This window comes from Ruegeria sp. E5 (assembly GCF_056534105.1).
In genome coordinates, this window is the sequence record NZ_JBQFPA010000001.1 from 1,212,133 (window position 1) to 1,232,282 (window position 20,150).

The following is a 20,150-nucleotide window of genomic DNA, read 5'->3' on the forward strand; positions in this document are numbered from 1 at the left end:
TACAATCTGAGCGATAGCACTGATATTTAAGGTGATACCGTGATTTTTTCCACAACTTGTTAGGAGACGGCCCAAAGGCGACATCCATCCCGCTCAGCATTGCTGCGTTGCAGCTTCCCTAAAGCGGACCTCTAGAGCGCCCCATCAGATTTGGGCCATTGTTTTGTTTGAGCGTCGGAGGGCACCCCAATCCAGACTTTCGCAACTAGGTTCTACGAATCTCGATCATAAGACCAGACCGACGTCTGCTCATGCAACAAATGCCGAAGATGCACTTTGCAGCTCGCGCCAATTCCAATTTTGCGTCGCGACCACTAGTCGGGAAGACCAAGCGCGATCGCAGCCTCTTCAGTTAAGGCGCGAAATTCGGTGTGACTATTCGGAACCAGAGCCTTTGCTTTTGCTTTGCTGAACCCCGGGTTACGGCGTTTCGTTTCTTTTAACCACCGCGACACACCGTCATCATTGCCAATCAATCGGTTTGTCATCGCCGCAAACATCGCGTGGCCCGCATGCGCACCAGGCGTCAGCGCGGTTTGCTGTGCCCACTGAACGGCAGCATCATAGTCCTTCGCGGCAAGCGCGATCCACATCTTGTTGCAGAGCATGCCGCCTCGAAGCGGGTCAAGCGGGCTAAGAGCAATTGCGAGGTCAGTCATTTCGTTTCCACCTTCGTAGTCCGATGTGAAGACCTTTGCCCAACTGGAAGCGTAACGGCCAAATGCGTAATTCGGACTTTCAAGGACTGCCCGATCAAACCAAGGTTTACTCGCTTCTGTATCTCCTGTCAGCCATAGGCTTCTGCCCATCACAACATTCGAAAACGGGTCACGCGGTTGAAGTAGAACACTTTCCTCGGCGCTGCGCCTGGCAGCCAGTCGGTCCGCGGCGAGGTCGGACGAATACCCCAGAAACACGCGTTGAAAAGTGGTGAACGAAATTCCAGCATGCGCGCGTGCCAATGTTGGTTCCAGTGTTACAGCACGTTCGAACATCTTTCGGGCTATTTCTGTATCTGACTTGTTGAACCGATACATATGACGAATTCCCAGATGCAAAGATGACCATGCATCCAGGTTTTCCGCATCATCCACTTCCAGAAGTCGCGCCTCGTGTTCGGGAAGCTCAAATTCAGAGATATTGAGCACGGCCCCGGCTATTTCGGTTCGCAATCGTTGCACCTCGTCAATCGGGGCTTCTTTTCGAATTGCCCAGACGACCTCACTGGTACGGGTATCGGCCATTTCTACTTCCACATAGAGACGGCCAGCCAACGCCTCCACCATTCCCGAGATGCAGTACTGTGCACCCAGTAGGGACTTTACGTCTTCAAACTCAATCGTCTGTCCTCGGAACCTGAATGACGATCCGTGTGCAATGACACGCAACCAACGCACACTGGAAAGCGATCTGATCAATTCGCGCGGGACTGCATCCGCCAGTGATCTTCCGATCTCCAGGTCGCCGATCGCCGAAAACGGCAATACCGCGATACATGGTGGCGCCCCGACTGTTTTCTGCTCGGCTGTTTCAGACGCTTCCAGTGCCGTGGCACTTTCTACCGATACCAATTTGGCGGGTGCCACAAAGCGAAACCCTTGCCCGCGCAACGTACGAACGTATTTCTGAGCGCTCCCATCATCGCCCAATGCCTGACGTAGCGATTTTACGCGGCCGAGGATGGTCCAGTCCGAAACCACGCGTCCAAACCATACGCGTTGGACAATCTCATCCTTGGAAACCACCCGATGGCGATTTTCAAGCAAAAGAACTAACAGATCAAAGACTTGCGGCTCAAGCGCGACAGCGGTCGCACCATGGCGAAGCTCGCGGGTGTCAGTGTCTAACGTAAAGGCATCAAACTCGTATCGCATTCTCGTACTGCTCCCTCGGTCTTGCCATTTTATCCCAAGTGAAGTCTCAAATACAGATTTCCAATGATCTCCCAAAAATCTCCCAGTTGGCTTCAAGCAGAGCAGGCGGCGGCGCGGTAGAGCCATCGCATTCGGGCAATCCGCCCAGTCAATAAAGAGTTTGGAGAATGACATGTCCCATCAAGAAACGAGATTGTCCGGAAACTGGCCTGCTGCGGGCTCAAAAGAAGTCGCCGCAGACTATTTCAACGCCGCCATGCGCGCGTTCAACATCTACAGGGGCGATCCCGTGGCGCTCGTCGACCAGGCGATTGAGGCCGCTCCGGACTATGCGATGCCGTATATTCTGAAAGCCTATCTGTTCGGATTGGCAACCGAGCCTGATGCCGCGGTCGAGGCACGGAACATTTTGGCGGCAGTCCGCCCACTTGCCAAATCCGACCTGGAACAATCGCATGTCGATGCCCTGAATGCGCTTCTTGCCAACAATTGGACAGAAGCTGCCGTCAAGCTGGATCGTCACAACATGTCGTTTCCACACGACATTCTGGGCTTGCAAGCTGGTCACCTGATGGACTTTTACCGCGCCAATGCTCGCGACATGCGGGACCGAATTGCACGGGTCCTACCGAAGTGGTCGGAAGACCAGCCGGGCTATTCCATCCTCCTGGGCATGTACTCCTTTGGGCTGGAAGAGACTGGTGATTATGGCCGTGCTGAAGCCGTCGGTCGGGAAGCGATTGAACGCGATCCCTTAGACTGCTGGGCGCAGCACGCTGTCGCGCATGTGCTGGAAATGCAGGGGCGTGCTGAGGACGGCATCGAATGGATGGCGTCGCGCGAACTGAATTGGTCGGGTGATGACAACTTCTTTAAAGTCCACAACTGGTGGCACAAGGCGCTTTATCACCTCGACCTTGGTCAGGCCAATGAGGCGATCAAGCTGTACGATGCGCGGATCCGCGAAGGAAAAAGCGACGTGGCACTGGATTTGGTCGATGCCTCGGCCTTGCTGTGGCGCTTGCATCTGGAAGATCACGACATTTCCGACCGCTGGGCCGATGTTGCAGCGTGCTGGGACAACCACGCCGATGGCAAGCTGTACCCGTTCAATGATTGGCACGCAGCCATGGCCTATCTGGGATCCGGTCGCGATGAAGAGGTCGATCGTATCGTTGATCAATATCGCAATGCACCCGCCGGTGGCGGCGAGACATCGCTGTGGGCCGCGGCAACAGGGCTGCCCTTGATCGAAGGGTTCCGGGCATTTTGGCAGGGCCGCTACGAAGATGCGACCGAAGCGCTTCATGGTGCGCGGTTTATCGCGAACTCGTTTGGCGGCAGTCACGCGCAACGCGACATCATCGATTGGACGTTGACCGAAGCTGCGCTGCGTTCTGGTAATCGAAATGCGGCAGAAGCGCTGGCAAACGAGCGGATTGCTGTCAAACCACACAGCCCCATCAACAAACGCTTTTTGGGTCGTGCGAATGCGCAGCCCCAAGGTTCCATGATCGTGGCCTAGAAGCCGACGTCGCAAAGAATCTGGCGCGGGCAAATATTCGCGCGCGCCAGATGACCTGATTGAGAGGACAAAATATGAGAATTGAAATCCGCCATGTCGAAGCACAGGACGTATCGGACATCAAACGCATATTAACTGATGATTCCGTGATGTTGGGCACAATGCGCCTGCCACATGTTGCAAACGCCAATGTCGAAGCGCGTATCAACACGGGACCGGGCGACTACAAACTGGTGGCTGAAGTAGACGGTAGTGTCGTTGGCATCTGCTTTATGTCGTCGACGCCGGACGTGCCACGCCACAATCACGCAGGCGAAATTGATCTGGTCGCGGTCCGCAGCGACTTTCAGGGCAAGGGAATAGCCAAAGCGTTGTTGGGCGCGATGCTGGATCTCTGTGATAACTGGTTGCAGCTGGAACGAACCGGCCTCTTGGTGTGGTCGGACAACACTCACGCCATCGAGCTTTACGAAGCATTTGGATTTGAGCGGGAAGGCGTCATTCGCAAATACGCCCGTCGTCCGGGCGGCTTTGTCGATGCGGTGATGATGGGCCGATTGTCGGATCATCATGCGGCGACTGATTTGCGTGTCGGCCACCAGGCAAACCATTCCAATTAACCAGCGAACCCAAAGCTGCTGCGTTTCAATCGAACGTGGCGAGAGGCGTCAGCTTGCGAAGGGAAAAGACATGACTCTCAAATATTGCGCCAAGCGCTCGGCGAAGCTGATCATCTCGATAGTATGCCTGACAATGGTGATAGCCTGCAGGGCTGCGCGGGCTGACGTTCAACACCTGCCCCCGCCTCTGATGGATACAGATTTTCTGTGGGATGGAAATCCTGACCAGGCGCTCGTCACTCTTGGACAAAATCTCTTCTTTGACCCCATTCTTTCGGGCAATCGCAACATTTCCTGCGGAACTTGTCACGACCCGTCGCTAGGTACTGGGGACGGATTGGCACTGGGTATTGGCGAGGGCGGCCAAGGCGCTGGTCAGAAGCGCGAGACGAAGGACGGCGTTATCGGACGCGTACCACGCAATGCCCAGCCGCTCTACAATATTGGCGCGAAAAGTTACACGCGTATGTTCCACGATGGCAGGCTGGAGCCCGATGATCAAAAGACCTTCCCAAGCGGTTTCTGGAGCCCCGCGCGCGAACACTTGCCCGCCGGACTGCCCAACGCGCTGACCGCGCAGGCAATGTTCCCTGTTCTGTCGCCCATCGAAATGGCAGGCCAAAAGGGTGAAAACCCGATCGCGACCGCAGTAGCCGAAGATCGGGTAACTGATGCTTGGGACCTGATCGCTGAGCGACTGGGCGGTATTCCCGGATATCAGCACCTTTTTGAGGAGGCTTTCGGACCGGGTCAGATAACTTTCAGTCAGGCTGCCGAAGCCCTGGCGGCGTTTCAAAGCGTGGTGTTCCGGTCAGTGGACAGCCCCTTTCATTGGGCTTTGGCATCCTCTGATTCTTCAAGTCTATCGGACAGCTCTCAAAGGGGGATGGATCTGTTTTATGGCTCTGCAGGATGTGCGGAATGCCATGAAGGGCCGCTTCTTACGGATCATGAGTTTCACGCAATTGCGATGCCGCAGATCGGCCCGGGCAAAGGTCACGGAAAGGATACAGGCTACTGGCGGGCCTCTGGTTTTATGGACCGGCTCGAGGATGAGGGGCGCTATCGCGTAACCTACGAGGTTGAGGATCTTTTTCGGTTTCGCACGCCGTCACTGGTCAACGTCGCTTTGACAGGGCCATGGGGACACAGTGGAGCATATGACACGCTTGAAGATGTGGTTCGGCATCACACTAATCCTTTGGAAAGCCTTGAATCCTATGACGCGCCGCCTTTGCAGCGGATCAACGACGTAATCGAGCAGACTGGAAGAGGCTCAGTTCTGATCTTTCAACCGCTGAATCCTGCGCGGCGGCACGCGTTCGATGCGCGGGACGGGTTTGTTCAAGGCTCAGAACGATTGCGAGGTCGCATCGCCGAAGCCAACGATCTTATGCCCAAACCAATGACGGACAAAGAGATCGCCGACATTGTCGCATTTCTCAACGCCTTGACCGACCCAACGATGACTGACTTGTCCGCGCTGGTTCCTGACAGCGTGCCGTCGGGGCTTCCACCACAACCAAAGCGTTGAACCAATAGCAAGTTTCCGATGACACATTGCGCAAAACCCTACTTTTTCTGGTTGGTCAAATCCGAAAGCAATCCGTGCCGCTTAGCTTCCGTTCGTCGTGTGAATGTGACGCGGTGCAAGTATTGCGACCATCTATCCGGCTTTCTGATGCGTGACGCGGGCCTGCCCCACAACGCGCATAGAAAACTACTCAGCCCGCGCTCCCTAGGCGCATTTTGAGAAGTTCATCTGCGAAAATTGAAAAGGAGATTCCCATGCTTCGCATTTTGAAAACCACAACTGTTCTGTTTTCGATGACCCTTACGGGCATCGCTGCGGCAGATGATTTCAGCCACACAGAATACGACTCGGGAGGTGCCGTTGGGCCGATTGAACACGCGCCCGAGGTCAACATCATGATGGCCGCCTATGAAGCAAAGCGGACAATGTCGCTCAGCTTCATGTTCCACATAGACGAAGGGCTGACCGAGCAGGATGTTTTCTTCGAAAAAGTCCCTGGCTCAGGCGAGGTGTTCCGCCCGACGGCCGCAACACGCGATATGAATGCGCCGCTCTTTGCTCCAGCGAATCCAGTGCCACACACACCGCTACAAACGGAAAACACTGGACCGTGGCCGAAAGGCAAGCCGCTTGGTATCACGCTTGGTGAATGGTTCGCCGCCAAAGGTGAGGGTACGTACCGGTGCGAGGACGGCACAGGTGAGGTGGATTTGCGATTTGAGAATCTCGTGCCAAACGGTCTTTACACGATGTGGCACGACTTTGCCGTCTGGCCGCCAACCGATCCGTTCAAAGGGTTTTATGACCTGCCTTTTGGCGCCCGCGATGGTTCGGAAAACGCGTTCAGGGCCGATGCTGACGGGTTCGCACATTTCCAACGCACGATAACGCCTTGCCTTCAGCTTACCGGTGAACAGCTAATTTCAGAACTTGCCATTGCCTGGCACAGTGATGGGCAGACCTGGGGACCGGACACAGGTGAATTTTCGACCAAAACACACGTCCAACTCTATGTTCCGTTACCAAAGCGGCACGGACTTTGATCCTCTGGTGAGTCACTCCTTCAATGCACTCTGCGTAATGCCATTCAAACGCAGAGTGTTCTCTCTCTCAATCCATACACCTCATCCCGCAACCTCGAGTGTCCAGCGGGAAAACCGAAGCTGACTTTGAAAAAGGAATTTACGATGAAGAAATTACAGAATGGATCAAAAGGCTCTGACGTCAAATCCCTTCAGAAAGCCTTGAACACTTCAAAAATTAAGGCGCGCTTAAAGGTCGACGGAAAGTTCGGCGCCAAAACGGAAGACGCGGTTCGAAAATGGCAAAAACACAGTCGTCTGAAAGTGACTGGAGTTGTGGATAAAACAACACTTGCCTCGCTTGGTCTTGGTGGCAGCACATCGCGGCGATCAAGACAAGAATATCCTTTTGTGGCCCCAGACTCGATAGTCATTGATGCCAAGAAACGCCGAAACGAAGGCCGTGCACGAATGCAAAAGGTCATGCGCCTTGCCGCCAAAAGCAAGGTTCCCAAAATGTCATACAGGCAAAAACTCATGCCCAAAGTCTGGAAAACGGCAGAAGCGCGATGGCGTGAGGTCGAAACGCCAACAATTGCATTGGTCTTTGCCGAAGGCGTCTTCATTTCCGCAGATGGTCAAGACCCTCGGACGAAATCCAAACTTCTCAAAGATGGCAAAGCCAACCTGGCTAGGGCGCTGAGGGCTTTGAAGTCCTACAACAAAGCGATGGACGAAGTGGAACGCATCATGGGCGATATGGAGCAAATCGCGCAAGACGAAGTGCTTTACACACCAATTCTGTTGACCGCCCGCAGTTTGCTACGTGACATGAAGAAATGGCGAAAGGACCAGCAAGACAGCGTTCTGCAGAAAATGAAAGTCTGCAACACCTATCGCAGGCCTGAGTTCGAGGCAATCCGTCGGCGCTACTTGCAGATTGAATCGTTGCTGGACAAGAAATTCAAAGCAGTTTGGACTCATCAGGAGATCCTCGCCAACCAAGAGGACATGTATAACAAATACATCTATTCAAAACCCCGCCAATCGCTGATCGATCTCAAGAAACGGATGGAACGACAGAAAAAGAAGGTCGATTCCGTCGTTGCTTCATGGGACGCGGTCAGCCAGCAAAAATACGCTTTGGATGACGAATTGTCAGCTTTGGCGCGAGCGGCGGCGTAAACTTCCACCTCATCGTGAACTGACAAGGGCTGCTTTGGCTGAGTTGGACCAACAACAGACGTGGAAAGCAATGCAACATCCACTCGCAATTCCACCAATACGCCATCACTAACGGCCCACAGCAGCCGTTCACCCAACGTCTCGGTCGCTGCGGTGCGGCTCGTCAAACCGGCCGTTCGCTGCGAGCGCAAAATCGAGCTAAGGTTGAACCTATACATCGTTGGCAAATTTGTTGTTGGCTGAGGTGATGAAGTTCAGAATTGGAAAGTTGGTCGCATCGTAAATGAATACGAGCAGCGTGCAGGTGTCGCTTCGATCCTCGAGCCTTCGGTGATCGGAGCCGTCAATCTGGTTCAACTCGCAATAACCCTCCCGGCGCAAGCGCTGTAAGTGGAATGTCCGTCGCTGTTTACGCAACAGCAAATTTCAGTTGTCGTGTTGGTCAACCCGATGAAAATGACACGCAACACTGTGGCCGTCGAACGATGTTTTTAGTTTCGGCTTGTCAGTACTGCAAATATCCTGGGCCATGGGACATCTCGTACGAAATGGGCACCCGGACGGAGGCGCCAGCGGAGAGGGCAACTCTCCGTCGACCATCAATGACGCCCGGTCTGCCGGGGCGGGCTTGTCCAGATCCGGCACGGCTGCAATCAAAGCGCGGGTATATGGGTGTGACGGGTTCCGATATATGGCTTCGCTTTCGGCCAATTCCACCACATTACCCAAATACAGAACCATCACGCGTGTGGAGATGTGTTTTACAACGCTCAGGTCATGGGCGATGAACATCAGGGAGAGGTTCATCTCTTTCTGTAGGTCCATCAGCAGATTTATTACCTGCGCCTGGATCGACACGTCCAGCGCAGAAACCGGCTCGTCACAAATGATCAGCTTGGGTTCTAGTATCAGTGCTCTCGCAATCCCGATCCGCTGACACTGGCCACCGGAAAACTCGTGCGGATAGCGGTTGACCATGCTGGTCAACAGGCCAACTCGCGCCATCATGGCAGCCACCTTCGAGCGGATCTCGGATCGGGGCATCTTGGGGAAATGTGTTTTCAACGGTTCCGCGATGATCTGCCCCAAAGTCATGCGCGGATTCAGCGAGGCTAGCGGATCCTGAAAGATCATTTGAAGGTCCTTGCGCTGGTCGCGCATGGCGTTTCCATCCAATTCAAGCAGGTCTTGACCCATCCACAACACACGCCCGGAATGCGCAGGAACCATCCGTATGACAGCGCGAGCCAGCGTGGATTTACCGCAACCGCTTTCGCCGACGATCCCCAGCGTTTCGCCGCGTCTAATGTCGAAGCTGATCCCGTCAACAGCCTTGATGTACTTTTGTTCCGTTCTCTTCGCGAGGCCGGTTCCGCCGTACTTGAAATAGACCTTGACGCCATCGACCTTGAGTAATGTTTCGGTACTGGTCATACGAGCTCCTCCAAGGACAGATGACAAGTGCGGCTGCGACCCGCTCTGAATTGTTCCAGCTTGGGCTTCTCGGCGATGCAGCGGTCGTTGGCATACCCGCAGCGCGGAGAAAATGCGCAGCCCTTAGGTGGTTGCTGCATGTTGGGCGGATTCCCGGGGATGGTAGCCAGCTTGGCGTCATTTGACTCCAACCTTGGCACCGCATGCAACAATCCACGGGTATAGGGATGGGTGGGCGCCTCAAAGAGCTGATCCGTCGGGCCGCTTTCCATTACACGCCCGCCATAGAGCACCAGCGTGTTCTCGCACGATCCCTTTACGACTCCAAGGTCGTGGGTAATCAACACGATGCTCATACCAAAATCGCTTTGCAGGTCACTTAACAAATCCATAATTTGCGCTTGCACAGTTACGTCCAGCGCAGTTGTCGGCTCGTCGGCGATGACCAACCTGGGGTGGCATAGCAAGGACATCGCAATCATCACCCTCTGTCGCATGCCACCGGAAAACTCGTGCGGGTACATGTGAACACGTCGTGCCGGGTCGGGGATTTTAACGGCGTCCAGCATCTTGGTGCTATCCTTGATGGCGTCCGTTTTACTTAACCCTTTGTGAAGCATCAGCACCTCAGCCATCTGCTTTGACACTCGGACGAAAGGGTTCAAAGATGTCATCGGATCTTGAAAGATCATCGCAATCTGCGCAGCGCGGTAGGTATTCATCACTTTTTCCGACGCATTAAGAATCTCGGTTCCGTCGAATTTGACCGATCCGGTCACCCGCCCGTTGCCGGCGAGCAGCCCCATGATTGAAAACGCCGTCTGGCTCTTCCCTGATCCGCTTTCTCCGACGATGGCCAGAGTCTTCTGCTCTCCGAGCGAAAAGCTGACGTCCTGCACGGCACGTACCGGCCCGTCGGGCGTGTCGAATTCTACAGAGAGGTTTTTGACTTCTAGCAAGCTCATGAATGGTCCCTACCTGTCTTTGGGGTCCAGCGCGTCGCGCAGGCCGTCACCGATGAAGAAGAAGCAAAAGAGCGTCACAATAAAGAAAGCGAGCGGGAAGAAGAGCTGCCAGTAGGTGCCGTATTGCAGGGTCGAGGCACCTTCCGAGATCAACGCTCCCCAGCTTGTGTTGGGCTCCTGAACTCCGAGGCCAAGGAACGAGATAAAGCTCTCGGTCAGGATCATCTGAGGCACCAGCAGGGTGGCGTAGATCACGATCACACCCAGCAAGTTCGGGATGATATGCCGGATGACAATCACATGGTGCTTGACCCCGATAGCCAGTGCCGCCTCGACATATTCTTTGGATTTCAGGGTCAATGTCTGGCCGCGTACGATCCGTGACATTTCCAACCAGGAAATCAATCCGACACCCACGAACAGCAGCCACATCGAGCGGCCAAAGACGACCAGCAGCAGGATAAGCACGAACATGTAAGGGATCGACATCAGGATATCGACTAGCCGCATCATGATGTTGTCGGTGCGCCCGCCTACATATCCAGCTGTCGCGCCATAGAGGGTCCCGAAGGTGACGGCGATCAACGAACCGACGATCCCGACCATGAGTGAAACCTGCGTACCTTGAACGACACGCGCAAAGAGGTCTCGGCCAAGTTCATCGACGCCGAAATAGTGGCCGTTTCCTAGCGACGGCGCGCCCAACGTAGCAATGTCGCCCAAGACGCTCCAGTCCACCTCTTCGTTGTTCCATGCGGTAAAAAACGGGCCAAGAACGGCAACAAGGCATATAAAACTCAGCACGAATAGGCTGATCACAGCGGCCCGGTTTTGCAAGAACCGGCGGCGCGCGTCCTGCCAGAGGGATCGCCCTTTTGTCGGTGTTTCCACGTGGCCGTCAGGAGCTGCAATGGCGGTGTCAGACATGGTGCGGCCTCCTCATAGTTTGATCTTGGGGTCAATCCAGGCGTAGAGGATGTCCACGACCAGATTAAAAAGGATGGTTAGGCAGCCGATCAGGATCGTGATCCCCATCATCACCGAATAGTCCCGGTTCAGCGCCGAGTTTACAAAGGCCTGCCCGATACCGCCGGTGGTGAAATAGAGGTCGATCACAACAGATCCGGTGATCATGATCACGAAGGTCGGCCCGAGGTAGGAAATCACCGGCAGCATCGCCGGCTTCAAGGCGTGCCGGAAAAGGATAGCACGCGCCGACAGGCCTTTGGCGCGCGCGGTTCGTATAAAGTTGCTGTGCATCACTTCCAACAGCGACGACCGCATGATCCGGGCAATCGACGCCATGAAGCTGGTCGACAATGCGATCACCGGCATGACCAGGTAGGGCCATTGCCCACCGTTCCACCCACCGCCGGGCAGCCATCCGAGCCATAGCGTAAAGATCAGCACGAGGATCGGCGCCATGACAAAGTTCGGCAGCACCTGAGCGCCGATAGAAACACCCACGGCAAAATAGTCCAGCCACGAGTTCTGGTTCAGCGCTGCCGTGATGCCCAAGGCGCACCCAAACACAACGGCAACCACAAATGCGATCGACCCATAAGTCAACGTCACCGGAAAACCCTGAGCGATGATCTCGTTTACCGTCCTATCCTTATATTGAAAGGACGGACCGAAATCGAACTGGGTGACGACACCCACAACGTAGTTCCAGATCTGGAGCGGAAGAGGATCGTCGAGATGGTACTTGGCCTCGATGTTGGCCAGCACTTCGGGCGGCAGGGGTCGGTCAGAAGAAAACGGGCCGCCGGGTGCGGAATGCATCAGCAGAAAGGAGAAGATGATCAGAACAAGTAGCGTAGGAATCGCGGATAGCAGACGTCTGAATATGAATTCGGTCATTGGGACCTCCCGCGGAAAGGGAATGTTTGGGGCGAATTCGGGATGAGGTGCCGGACCAGAGACGTGGTGTGCGGTCCGGCGCTGCCCAGTCAGTCAGCCGCGAAATAGAGCTCGCGCGAGTACCATTTCTGCTCGACATTCCCAACGGGCCAGTTCCTAAGATCGTCGTTCATCATGTAAACGCCTGCGTAGTGATAGATCGGAATGATCGGGAAGTCGGTGGCCAGGATTTCCTCGATACGCGTAAAACTTGCAGACGGATCGGGGCTGGTCTTGGCTTTTTCCAGCAGTGCGTCAACCTCGGCATTGGCATAGCCCGCATCGTTATATGCGTGTGTGCTGCTCATCAGGTCCAGGAAGGACGATGCCAGGTTATATGGCCCGCACCATCCGGCGCGGCCTATGTCGAACTGCTGGTTCGAACGCGCTTCGAGGAAGGTTTTCCATTCCATGTTTTGTAGGACGGTATCGACACCCAGCTTCTGTTTCCACATCTGGGACGCAATGATCGCAATCTTCTTGTGCGCCTCGCTGGTATTGTAAAGAAGATCCAGCTCAATCTCTTCGCCAGAGTAGCCAGCCTCGGCCAGCAAAGCCGAAGCGCGCGCGTCTCTTTCGGCTTGCGTCATTCCACGTGCCGAGCTGTCTGGGCTGACGAAGTTAGCTGTCGCCTCGGGCGTGAAGGTGTAGGCCGGAAATTCGCCACCCTGCAGGATCGCATTGGTGATCACCTCTCGGTCAATGGCCAGGTAAAGCGCCTCGCGAACACGCGGGTCCAGCAGTGCGGGATGCGTGTTTTCCGTCATGTTGATGAAGTAATAGTAGGCACAGAGACGCGGAAAACTAACTGCGTCGTCTGGGTGTTTTTTGCTTAGGGCATTGTATTGCCCGGTAGGCACCTCTGTGCGATCCAACTCACCGGCGAGATAGCGCGTCAGGGCACCGTTGTCGTCACTGATGACAAGAGCCTCGACCCTTTCCAAAATCGTGTTCTGGTCGTTCCAGTAAAGCGGATTGCGTTCGCGCACGGATTTTTCTTGGGGGACATGTTCGGTCAGAACATAAGCACCGTTTGATACGATGTTCCCGGGCTTGGTCCAGTCGGACCCATGCGCATCGATCGCCCATTTTGGCGACGGAAATGTCGGTTCGCTCGTCGTCATCAGCGGAAAGTGCCCCATGCTGTTTTCCAGCTGAACTTCCAGTGTGTGGTCATCCAAGGCTTTCACACCAAGCTCGGACGGATCCATATCTCCGGCCATAACAGCTTTGACATTCTTCAGCCCCATTTCTTTAGCGAACCAGGAATAAGGAGAGGCCGTGTTCGGATCGGCAAGTCGCTTCCACGAATACTCAAAATCATGGGCGGTCACAGGTTTGCCATCCGACCATTTGGCGTTGTCACGCAATTGAAATGTGTAGACGGTGTTGTCAGCGTTCGCTTCAAAATGTGTGGCGACACCAGGCACCAGATTGCCATCTGCGTCCTGGTTCATCAGCCCTTCGAAAAGGTCCCGAATGAATTCACCGCCTTGGACATCTTCCGCCAGTTGCGGATCAATCGAGGCAAATTCATCACCGACGCGGTATGTAAACACCTGCTCGTCGGCTAGTTCTTCATTGGTGACAGGATGGACATCCGCGATTGAGGGCGATGCAAGCAGCGCCATGCTGATTACGGAGGACAATGCAAGTGCGCGGTTCGAGATCATGTTTGCTCCGAGTATGTACAGTGGCATCAGCAAAAAGAATGCGCAGGACTTCACTTGGTCGCTAGTTTGCCAGGCCTTATCTTGTGCCTTGCTGTGCCTTGTGGTTCATCGTGGTCGGAGTGGTAGCAAACATTTTCCCTTCGGAATCCTGCTGAATCATCAAGGTACTTGACCTTACGTCAGCAATACAAATTTTTCGCATTTATCCTAAGATGTTAAATGGCGGCGAGCGCCGAGCGGTTTCTTTGCGACCACCGCTTATTTGAGCGCCTCCAACTTGCGAAGCGATGGCGTGCACCGTAATCTGACGCCTATCGGAACTTCGCCGGTATTGGTCGGGAATCGCGTTTTTTTACCTGAAGGATCCTCAACGAACTGTTGGCCACACTATATTGGATCATTCCTCGAAGAGGGTTGGACGATGACATTTAGGCAGCTTCAGGCGTTTCTGCTCGTGGTGCGAACTGGGACATTGGCGGCCGCCGCTGAACATATGGGGTTAACACAATCGGGTGTAAGTCGACTTGTCACCGAACTTTCGCGAAATGTAGGGTTCGAACTTTTTACTCGCGTGGGCCGGGGCGTAACACCAACAGTTCAGGGTATGGCCTTTTTTAGGATCGCTGAGGGTGTCTACGATAGCGCCGAATCGCTACAACGCGCTGCTGCTGAAATCCGTGCAGGGATCGAAGATCGGGTTCGCCTAGCCTGCCTACCGACTATCGGCGCCGCGGTATTGCCCTCGGTTCTAGAGTCATTTCATCAGAACTACCCAAATGCCTTCGTCGACATTTATGATCAGGATGCCAAAGAAACTGTGGAAGCTTTCTACGACAAAAAGCTCGACTTTGCCGTAACGCACAAAGTTGGTCATCTTGAAGGGATCCATACCGAAGCCTTTGCAACGGCCGATTATGTGTTCGCTGTGCATCAGGACCATGAGCTAGCCAATCTGAAGGTGATCAAAAATACAGATCTCAGCGGGCATAGTCATGTGGGGTTTGAAAGCGAAACGATGTTCTTACCCAATGATGACGAAACCCGGTTGATTGGCGAAGCGTCTGGCAGCATATCCAAGCGAATCTGGTGCCAATCATCCGTAATGCGGTACGCGCTGTTGGCCAACAAACGAAACGTCAACATTGCGGAACCATTTTCACTGCCGCTATTTGCACCGCATGGCGTTGTTGCACGCAGGTTCGAACCGCGGGTTACCATTGAGATGGAATTTGTGATGCCAATGGAAAACACAAATGTGTCTATGTATGTCGTCCTCAAACGAGCATTTCGCAATGCCACATCTGAATTTGCGGCCCGTCACGATCTGCCGATCTTTGTAGGAGGTGCAGAGAAGCTGTAAGCTAGGCCGGCCCCGGTGTGCTGAACAACAACGTCACTGCTAAAATTAGGATTGGCTGATGCTCGACTTACAGGCGCTGCTGACAAGCATATCAGATCGAATCTATCACGAAGCGGATTGGGGACAGCCTGCGCAGTACATTCCGGATCTTGCTGAAATTGAACCCGCCCAATTTGCTATCAGTGTCTGCTTGGCAGACGGGGCGACGTATTCTGCGGGGCTGGCCAATCAACGGTTCACGATACAAAGCATCTCTAAAGTCTTTGCACTTATTGCAACCTTGGGAAGGATCGGCGACCAATTGTGGGCACGGGTCGATCGCGAACCCTCAGGTACTGCTTTCGACTCGATCGTTCTTTTGGAGAGCGACAAAGGCCACCCCAGAAACCCGTTTGTGAATGCAGGCGCTATTGTTACCACAGACGCCCTCCTGTCTGGCCGTGAGCCCAAACTGGCTTTGGCCGAAGTCTTGAATCTCGTGCGCGCAATGGCCGAGGATGATGACATTCATATCAACGGCGCCGTGGCCAGATCCGAGCAAGAGACTGGGGCCAGAAACAAGGCACTCGCTCATTATCTGGCGTCTTATGAGAACCTTTTTAACCCGCCCGATTTGGTCCTTGGAACGTACTTCCATCAATGCGCAATTGAAATGACAACCATCCAACTTGCACGAGCCGGTCGCGTTCTTGCCGGTTTGAAGGGATCGCCAAGAGTGATGTCCCTAAATCACGCGCGACGTGTCAACGCGTTGATGATGACCTGCGGTCACTACGATGGTTCCGGCGACTTTGCATTTCGCGTTGGATTGCCAGGGAAAAGTGGCGTAGGTGGCGGAATTCTCATTATTGCACCCAACGTTGCTTCCATCGGCATTTGGTCACCGGGATTGAATTTCTACGGCAATTCAAATGCTGGTACACGGGCAGCCGCCTATTTGACTCAAGAAACCGGATGGTCCGTCTTCTGAAATAATCAGTGAGTAACCGTTGCTCCAAGATAGGACAGTTTCGTCCGCGACCCGTAAGTTGCCCGCTCTAATCTCGTTGTGTCCTGAACGAATGGCCGGTTTTCACGCTGCCGCGCAGCGCTTAGAAGGGTGCAAGATCAGCAAGGTAGTTTCTTCGTACGCCCGTAGCACAAACTTAGTTCTTCTCCTTCAGACTCCTTTCAGTCCTCGGATGCAGCGCTGCATCAGCTGGAACTAATCGAGTTGCACTACGACGGGTGGCCCACAGCTGCATTCCATCCACCAGTTCGATGTTGCTAAACAGATCCCAATGCGACCGTTCACGACACAAGAGATAGCTGATCAACAGTAGGCCAACACCGCAGAGCGAAGCTGGCCTCAGCTGTTTTTTCCGTAGCAAAAGAAAGCGTTTTCACAATATCCTGAGCAAGTCAAAGGCACCTTTGTATTACGAAAACCCTTCTTTCGTCGTATATCCCCAACTTAAACCGATTTGTTTGGTTGACCGAACCCACCGCCGCCGGGTGTTTCCATTACAAACTCGTCTCCCGAATGAAGAACTGACTGGTCGTTGCCACAGAGCTTTTGTACGGCTCCGTCGCTACGGACAATTGCGTTCTGTCCCGTCGCGCCGGGGGCGCCGCCTGAAGCACCGTGTGGATGGGTATCCCGGTGGGACGAAAGGATGGTCACGGTTGTTTCTTCTAAGAACCGCAACCGCCTGCGGATACCGTCGCCACCTTGAAACTCACCGTTCCCGCCTGAACCAGAGCGGATCGAAAACTCCTCCAACCGTACCGGGAACCGGCTTTCCAGAACCTCCGGGTCCGTCATGCGGGTGTTTGTCATATGGCTGTGTACCGCGCTCGTACCGTTAAAGCCCTTGCCGGCTCCGGTCCCGCCGCAGATGGTTTCGTAGTTTTGATAGGAGGCATTACCGTAGACAAAGTTGTTCATCGTGCCCTGGCTGCCGGCAATAACCCCAAGCGCGCCATAAAGGGTGTCCGCAATGGCTTGCGAGACTTCTGTATTGCCGGAAATGACTGCCGCGGGTGCGTTGGGATTGATCATCGTGCCAGCCGGAACAATCAGTTTCAAAGGTTTCATACAGCCTTCGTTCATCGGAATGTCGCTGCCGACCAACGTTCGGAACACGTACAAGACAACGGCACGGCAAATTGCCAGCGGTGCATTGTAGTTGAGGGGCGATTGATCGGATGTGCCCGAAAAATCGATAGTGGCGGTTCGGGATTCCCTGTCTACCGAAATTGCCACTTCGATTTTTGCCCCTCCGTCCAATGGGTAGGAAAAACTGCAATCTCGCAGGACGTCGAGAACCTGTCGCACGCTTTCCTCAGCGTTGTGCTGAACGTGCCCCATATAGGCGTGGACTGTTGGCAAACCAAACTGCGCCGATATTTTGCGCAGTTCGGCTGCGCCGGTCTCGTTCGCTGCAATCTGTGCCGCAAGATCCGCCATGTTCTGATCGACATTGCGACACGGGTAACGCCCTGAACCCAACAGGTCGCGCGCCGCATCGTCTTGCAACTCACCCTGATCGACCAGCAAGAAATTGTCGATCAACACGCCTTCTTCTTCTATGTGGCGACTATCGGGTGGAGCCGACCCAGGAGTTTTACCTCCGACATCAGCGTGATGGCCGCGCGAGGCGACGGTGAACACAATTTTACCACCTGCTTCGTCAAAAACCGGGGTTATGACGGTAACGTCGGGAAGGTGGGTGCCGCCATTATAGGGGTTGTTCATCATGAACACGTCGCCTGGACGGATTTTGCCCTTGTTTTGGCGCAGGATCGTACGAACACTTTCCGACATCGAGCCCAAGTGCACGGGCACATGCGGCGCGTTGGCAACCAGATCACCGTTTTGGTCAAATATCGCGCAGGAAAAGTCGTACCGTTCTTTGATATTCACTGAATACGCCGTATTCGCAAGCGTTGCCCCCATCTGTTCGGCGATAGACATAAAAAGGTTGTTGAACACTTCCAGCATAACCGGATCGACACTTGTGCCGACTGCTTCAACCCGCTGCAGCGGTGTTTCACGCGTCAGAACCAGATTGCCGCCGCTCAGGCAAGTCGCGGTCCACCCGTCTTCGACGACATTTGTTCCGGTGGGTTCGGTCAAGATCGCCGGGCCTTTTATCGATTGACCAATGCCCAGCTGCGTCCGATCGACAAGGAGAATCTGTTGGTGTTGCCCACTGCTATAAAGTTTCACCGGGGTCTGAGTGGCCCCGGCCGCGATGTTGTCGGGCAAGGTGACCTGCTCACCCGTCTTTCCGATTGCCTCTGTCACCAGCATCTCGATGATCAGATCGCTGGTATCTGGCGCGAATCCAAAGCGCTGCTTGTGCGCAACGACAAATGCGTCGCGCATCGAAACCGGGTCCGAAAATGGCACGGACAGACTTTGCTGCGCATCCGCGGGGCGGATATGGGCAGTTGCTGAGATCGAGATATCTACCTCTGCCACGCCCTGAGCCGCAACCTCAGCCCTGGCGGACTTCGCCAGAGCATCGCAGATATTCTGTGCCTCTGGATCCAGAACAGAGGACTGGAACTGGTGTTCCCGGATCGCTGTGATGTCCGCCAAACCCATACCAAAAGCTGACAAAACGCCTGCATAAGGGTGAATGAAAATCCGTTCCATCCCCAACGCGTCGGCGACCAGACAGGCGTGCTGTCCCCCGGCACCGCCAAAGCAGTTCATGGTGTATTTGGTAACGTCGTAACCGCGTTGCACACTGATTTTCTTGATCGCGTTCGCCATGTTCTCGACAGCGATCCGCAAGAAGCCCTGGGCAAGTTCCTCAACTGATTTATCCGTGCCCATTTCGGCCGCCAGAGCTTCAAATTTTCTGCGCACAATTTCCTTATCCAACGGTTCGTTGCCTTCATGGCCGAAAACCGAAGGAAAATGCTCGGGCTGCAGTTTACCAAGCAAAACATTGCAGTCGGTGACGGTCAGCGGGCCACCGCGTCTATAGGCAGCAGGTCCGGGGTTGGCACCGGCACTTTCCGGCCCGACCTGCATCCTGCCATCGCGAAAGGACAGGATGGAACCGCCACCTGCAGCGACCGTATGGATTGACATCATCGGCGCACGCATCCGGACGCCGGCAACCTCGGTTTCAAAGGATCGTTCATATTCACCGGCATAGTGACACACGTCCGTAGACGTGCCGCCCATGTCGAAACCAATCAGTTTGTCAAAGCCATGATCGGCAGCGGTGCGTACCATCCCGACGACTCCGCCCGCTGGTCCGGACAAAATGGCATCACGACCCTGGAAGAGATCCGCGTCGGTCAAGCCGCCGTTAGACTGCATGAACATCAATTGATCACACCCGCCTTCATCGGCGCCCAGAGCTGTCGCTACCTGCTCTACGTATCGACGAAGAATGGGTGACAAATAGGCATCAACCACTGCGGTGTCTCCGCGGCCCACCAGTTTGATCAGCGGGCTCACCTCGTGGCTAAGCGAGATTTGTGGAAACCCAACGGCACGCGCCAGCTCACCAATCAGTTTTTCATGACTGGGATGCTGAAAGCTGTGCATAAGCGCGACAGCGACGGAACGATATCCTTCCGAATAGGCCTTTTCCAACGCGGTTTTCGTTTTGTCGATATCCAGCTGTGTCACGACCTCGCCATCTGCCGCGACACGTTCCTCGACTTCGACTACGTCTTCGTACAGAAGCTCGGGCAGCTGGATGTTCAGGTCGAACAGGCGCGGACGGTTCTGATACCCGATCCGCAAAAGATCGCGCAGCCCCTTCGTTATGAACAGAATGGTTCGTTCGCCTTTCCGTTCCAGCAGCGCGTTGGTCGCGACTGTGGTTCCCATCTTTACCGCACGAATTGACCCTTTTGGGATGTCCTGATCGCTTTCCAGACCCAGCAATTCACGAACACCTTGTACAGCGGCGTCGGCATAGCGTTCAGGATTCTCGGACAGCAACTTATGTGTCTGCAAACTTCCATCCGGCTTGCGTGCAACGATGTCGGTGAACGTGCCACCCCGATCTACCCAAAACTGCCACATGGACATAACTCCTCTGCT

Annotated in this window: 14 protein-coding genes and 2 pseudogenes; 8 read left to right on the forward strand and 8 right to left on the reverse strand. The window is 54.5% G+C overall.

From position 1 onward, the window contains the following. Window positions 1-314: 314 nt before the first annotated feature. Window positions 315-1,874: a winged helix-turn-helix domain-containing protein gene (locus ACR0BI_RS06135; protein ID WP_170403795.1), complete on the reverse strand. Its 1,560-nt coding sequence runs from the start codon at window positions 1,872-1,874 to the stop codon at window positions 315-317. A 172-nt stretch (window positions 1,875-2,046) separates the two neighbouring features. Here ACR0BI_RS06135 and ACR0BI_RS06140 point away from each other — a divergent pair, with 172 nt between their 5' ends. The 6 genes and pseudogenes from ACR0BI_RS06140 (at window position 2,047) to ACR0BI_RS06165 (ending at window position 7,760) form a co-directional block, all read left to right on the forward strand. After that, window positions 2,047-3,399 carry a tetratricopeptide repeat protein gene (locus ACR0BI_RS06140; protein ID WP_480561244.1) on the forward strand — a complete coding sequence of 451 codons (1,353 nt, stop codon included), beginning with the start codon at window positions 2,047-2,049 and terminating at the stop codon, window positions 3,397-3,399. Between the two features lie 74 nt (window positions 3,400-3,473). Beyond that, the gene (locus ACR0BI_RS06145) at window positions 3,474-4,019 is read left to right on the forward strand and encodes a GNAT family N-acetyltransferase (RefSeq protein WP_170403801.1); all 546 of its coding nucleotides are present in this window, start codon (window positions 3,474-3,476) and stop codon (window positions 4,017-4,019) included. A 70-nt stretch (window positions 4,020-4,089) separates the two neighbouring features. Continuing rightward, window positions 4,090-5,553, forward strand: a complete 1,464-nt coding sequence (locus tag ACR0BI_RS06150) for a cytochrome c peroxidase (RefSeq protein ID WP_170403804.1) — start codon at window positions 4,090-4,092, stop codon at window positions 5,551-5,553. Window positions 5,554-5,807: 254 nt separating this feature from the next. Then, on the forward strand, window positions 5,808-6,596 hold the full coding sequence (locus ACR0BI_RS06155; protein WP_170403807.1) for a hypothetical protein: 789 nt from the start codon (window positions 5,808-5,810) through the stop codon (window positions 6,594-6,596). A gap of 144 nt (window positions 6,597-6,740) precedes the next feature. Beyond that, a pseudogene (locus ACR0BI_RS06160) lies at window positions 6,741-6,926 on the forward strand (peptidoglycan-binding domain-containing protein); the annotation flags it as partial. 165 nt (window positions 6,927-7,091) lie between these two features. Next, window positions 7,092-7,760 carry a hypothetical protein gene (locus ACR0BI_RS06165; protein ID WP_480878427.1) on the forward strand — a complete coding sequence of 223 codons (669 nt, stop codon included), beginning with the start codon at window positions 7,092-7,094 and terminating at the stop codon, window positions 7,758-7,760. A 270-nt stretch (window positions 7,761-8,030) separates the two neighbouring features. Here the strand turns inward: ACR0BI_RS06165 and ACR0BI_RS06170 are convergent. From ACR0BI_RS06170 to ACR0BI_RS06195, 6 genes and pseudogenes are all read right to left on the reverse strand, one after another. Further along, window positions 8,031-8,180: pseudogene (locus tag ACR0BI_RS06170) on the reverse strand (ISNCY family transposase); the annotation flags it as partial. A 6-nt stretch (window positions 8,181-8,186) separates the two neighbouring features. After that, window positions 8,187-9,194 (reverse strand): oligopeptide/dipeptide ABC transporter ATP-binding protein, encoded by a 1,008-nt coding sequence (locus ACR0BI_RS06175; RefSeq protein WP_170403814.1) that lies wholly within the window; start codon window positions 9,192-9,194, stop codon window positions 8,187-8,189. Then, window positions 9,191-10,159 carry an oligopeptide/dipeptide ABC transporter ATP-binding protein gene (locus ACR0BI_RS06180; RefSeq protein WP_170511016.1) on the reverse strand — a complete coding sequence of 323 codons (969 nt, stop codon included), beginning with the start codon at window positions 10,157-10,159 and terminating at the stop codon, window positions 9,191-9,193. The genes ACR0BI_RS06175 and ACR0BI_RS06180 overlap by 4 nt, the downstream gene beginning before the upstream one ends. A 9-nt stretch (window positions 10,160-10,168) precedes the next feature. Next, window positions 10,169-11,086 (reverse strand): ABC transporter permease subunit, encoded by a 918-nt coding sequence (locus ACR0BI_RS06185; RefSeq protein WP_170403821.1) that lies wholly within the window; start codon window positions 11,084-11,086, stop codon window positions 10,169-10,171. 12 nt (window positions 11,087-11,098) lie between these two features. Further along, complete coding sequence (gene oppB / locus ACR0BI_RS06190; protein WP_170511019.1) at window positions 11,099-12,022, reverse strand: oligopeptide ABC transporter permease OppB; 924 nt, start codon at window positions 12,020-12,022, stop codon at window positions 11,099-11,101. Window positions 12,023-12,111: 89 nt separating this feature from the next. After that, window positions 12,112-13,734 (reverse strand): peptide ABC transporter substrate-binding protein, encoded by a 1,623-nt coding sequence (locus tag ACR0BI_RS06195; RefSeq protein WP_170511022.1) that lies wholly within the window; start codon window positions 13,732-13,734, stop codon window positions 12,112-12,114. 331 nt (window positions 13,735-14,065) lie between these two features. Here ACR0BI_RS06195 and ACR0BI_RS06200 point away from each other — a divergent pair, with 331 nt between their 5' ends. Continuing rightward, on the forward strand, window positions 14,066-15,094 hold the full coding sequence (locus ACR0BI_RS06200; RefSeq protein ID WP_170734000.1) for a LysR family transcriptional regulator: 1,029 nt from the start codon (window positions 14,066-14,068) through the stop codon (window positions 15,092-15,094). Between the two features lie 58 nt (window positions 15,095-15,152). Then, window positions 15,153-16,064, forward strand: a complete 912-nt coding sequence (locus ACR0BI_RS06205) for a glutaminase (protein WP_170511028.1) — start codon at window positions 15,153-15,155, stop codon at window positions 16,062-16,064. Window positions 16,065-16,547: 483 nt separating this feature from the next. Here the strand turns inward: ACR0BI_RS06205 and ACR0BI_RS06210 are convergent, their stop codons facing one another. Beyond that, window positions 16,548-20,132, reverse strand: a complete 3,585-nt coding sequence (locus tag ACR0BI_RS06210) for a hydantoinase B/oxoprolinase family protein (protein WP_480561242.1) — start codon at window positions 20,130-20,132, stop codon at window positions 16,548-16,550. Window positions 20,133-20,150: the final 18 nt, after the last annotated feature.

Bases quoted from the DNA above. Each gene is read 5' to 3' on its own strand.
- ACR0BI_RS06205 (WP_170511028.1), top strand. From the start codon at position 15,153: ATGCTCGACTTACAGGCGCTGCTGACAAGCATATCAGATCGAATCTAT.
- ACR0BI_RS06210 (WP_480561242.1), bottom strand. From the start codon at position 20,132: ATGTGGCAGTTTTGGGTAGATCGGGGTGGCACGTTCACCGACATCGTT.
- ACR0BI_RS06180 (WP_170511016.1), bottom strand. From the start codon at position 10,159: ATGAGCTTGCTAGAAGTCAAAAACCTCTCTGTAGAATTCGACACGCCC.
- ACR0BI_RS06150 (WP_170403804.1), top strand. From the start codon at position 4,090: ATGACTCTCAAATATTGCGCCAAGCGCTCGGCGAAGCTGATCATCTCG.
- ACR0BI_RS06135 (WP_170403795.1), bottom strand. From the start codon at position 1,874: ATGCGATACGAGTTTGATGCCTTTACGTTAGACACTGACACCCGCGAG.
- oppB (WP_170511019.1), bottom strand. From the start codon at position 12,022: ATGACCGAATTCATATTCAGACGTCTGCTATCCGCGATTCCTACGCTA.
- ACR0BI_RS06175 (WP_170403814.1), bottom strand. From the start codon at position 9,194: ATGACCAGTACCGAAACATTACTCAAGGTCGATGGCGTCAAGGTCTAT.
- ACR0BI_RS06195 (WP_170511022.1), bottom strand. From the start codon at position 13,734: ATGATCTCGAACCGCGCACTTGCATTGTCCTCCGTAATCAGCATGGCG.
- ACR0BI_RS06145 (WP_170403801.1), top strand. From the start codon at position 3,474: ATGAGAATTGAAATCCGCCATGTCGAAGCACAGGACGTATCGGACATC.
- ACR0BI_RS06185 (WP_170403821.1), bottom strand. From the start codon at position 11,086: ATGTCTGACACCGCCATTGCAGCTCCTGACGGCCACGTGGAAACACCG.
- ACR0BI_RS06140 (WP_480561244.1), top strand. From the start codon at position 2,047: ATGTCCCATCAAGAAACGAGATTGTCCGGAAACTGGCCTGCTGCGGGC.
- ACR0BI_RS06155 (WP_170403807.1), top strand. From the start codon at position 5,808: ATGCTTCGCATTTTGAAAACCACAACTGTTCTGTTTTCGATGACCCTT.
- ACR0BI_RS06165 (WP_480878427.1), top strand. From the start codon at position 7,092: ATGTCATACAGGCAAAAACTCATGCCCAAAGTCTGGAAAACGGCAGAA.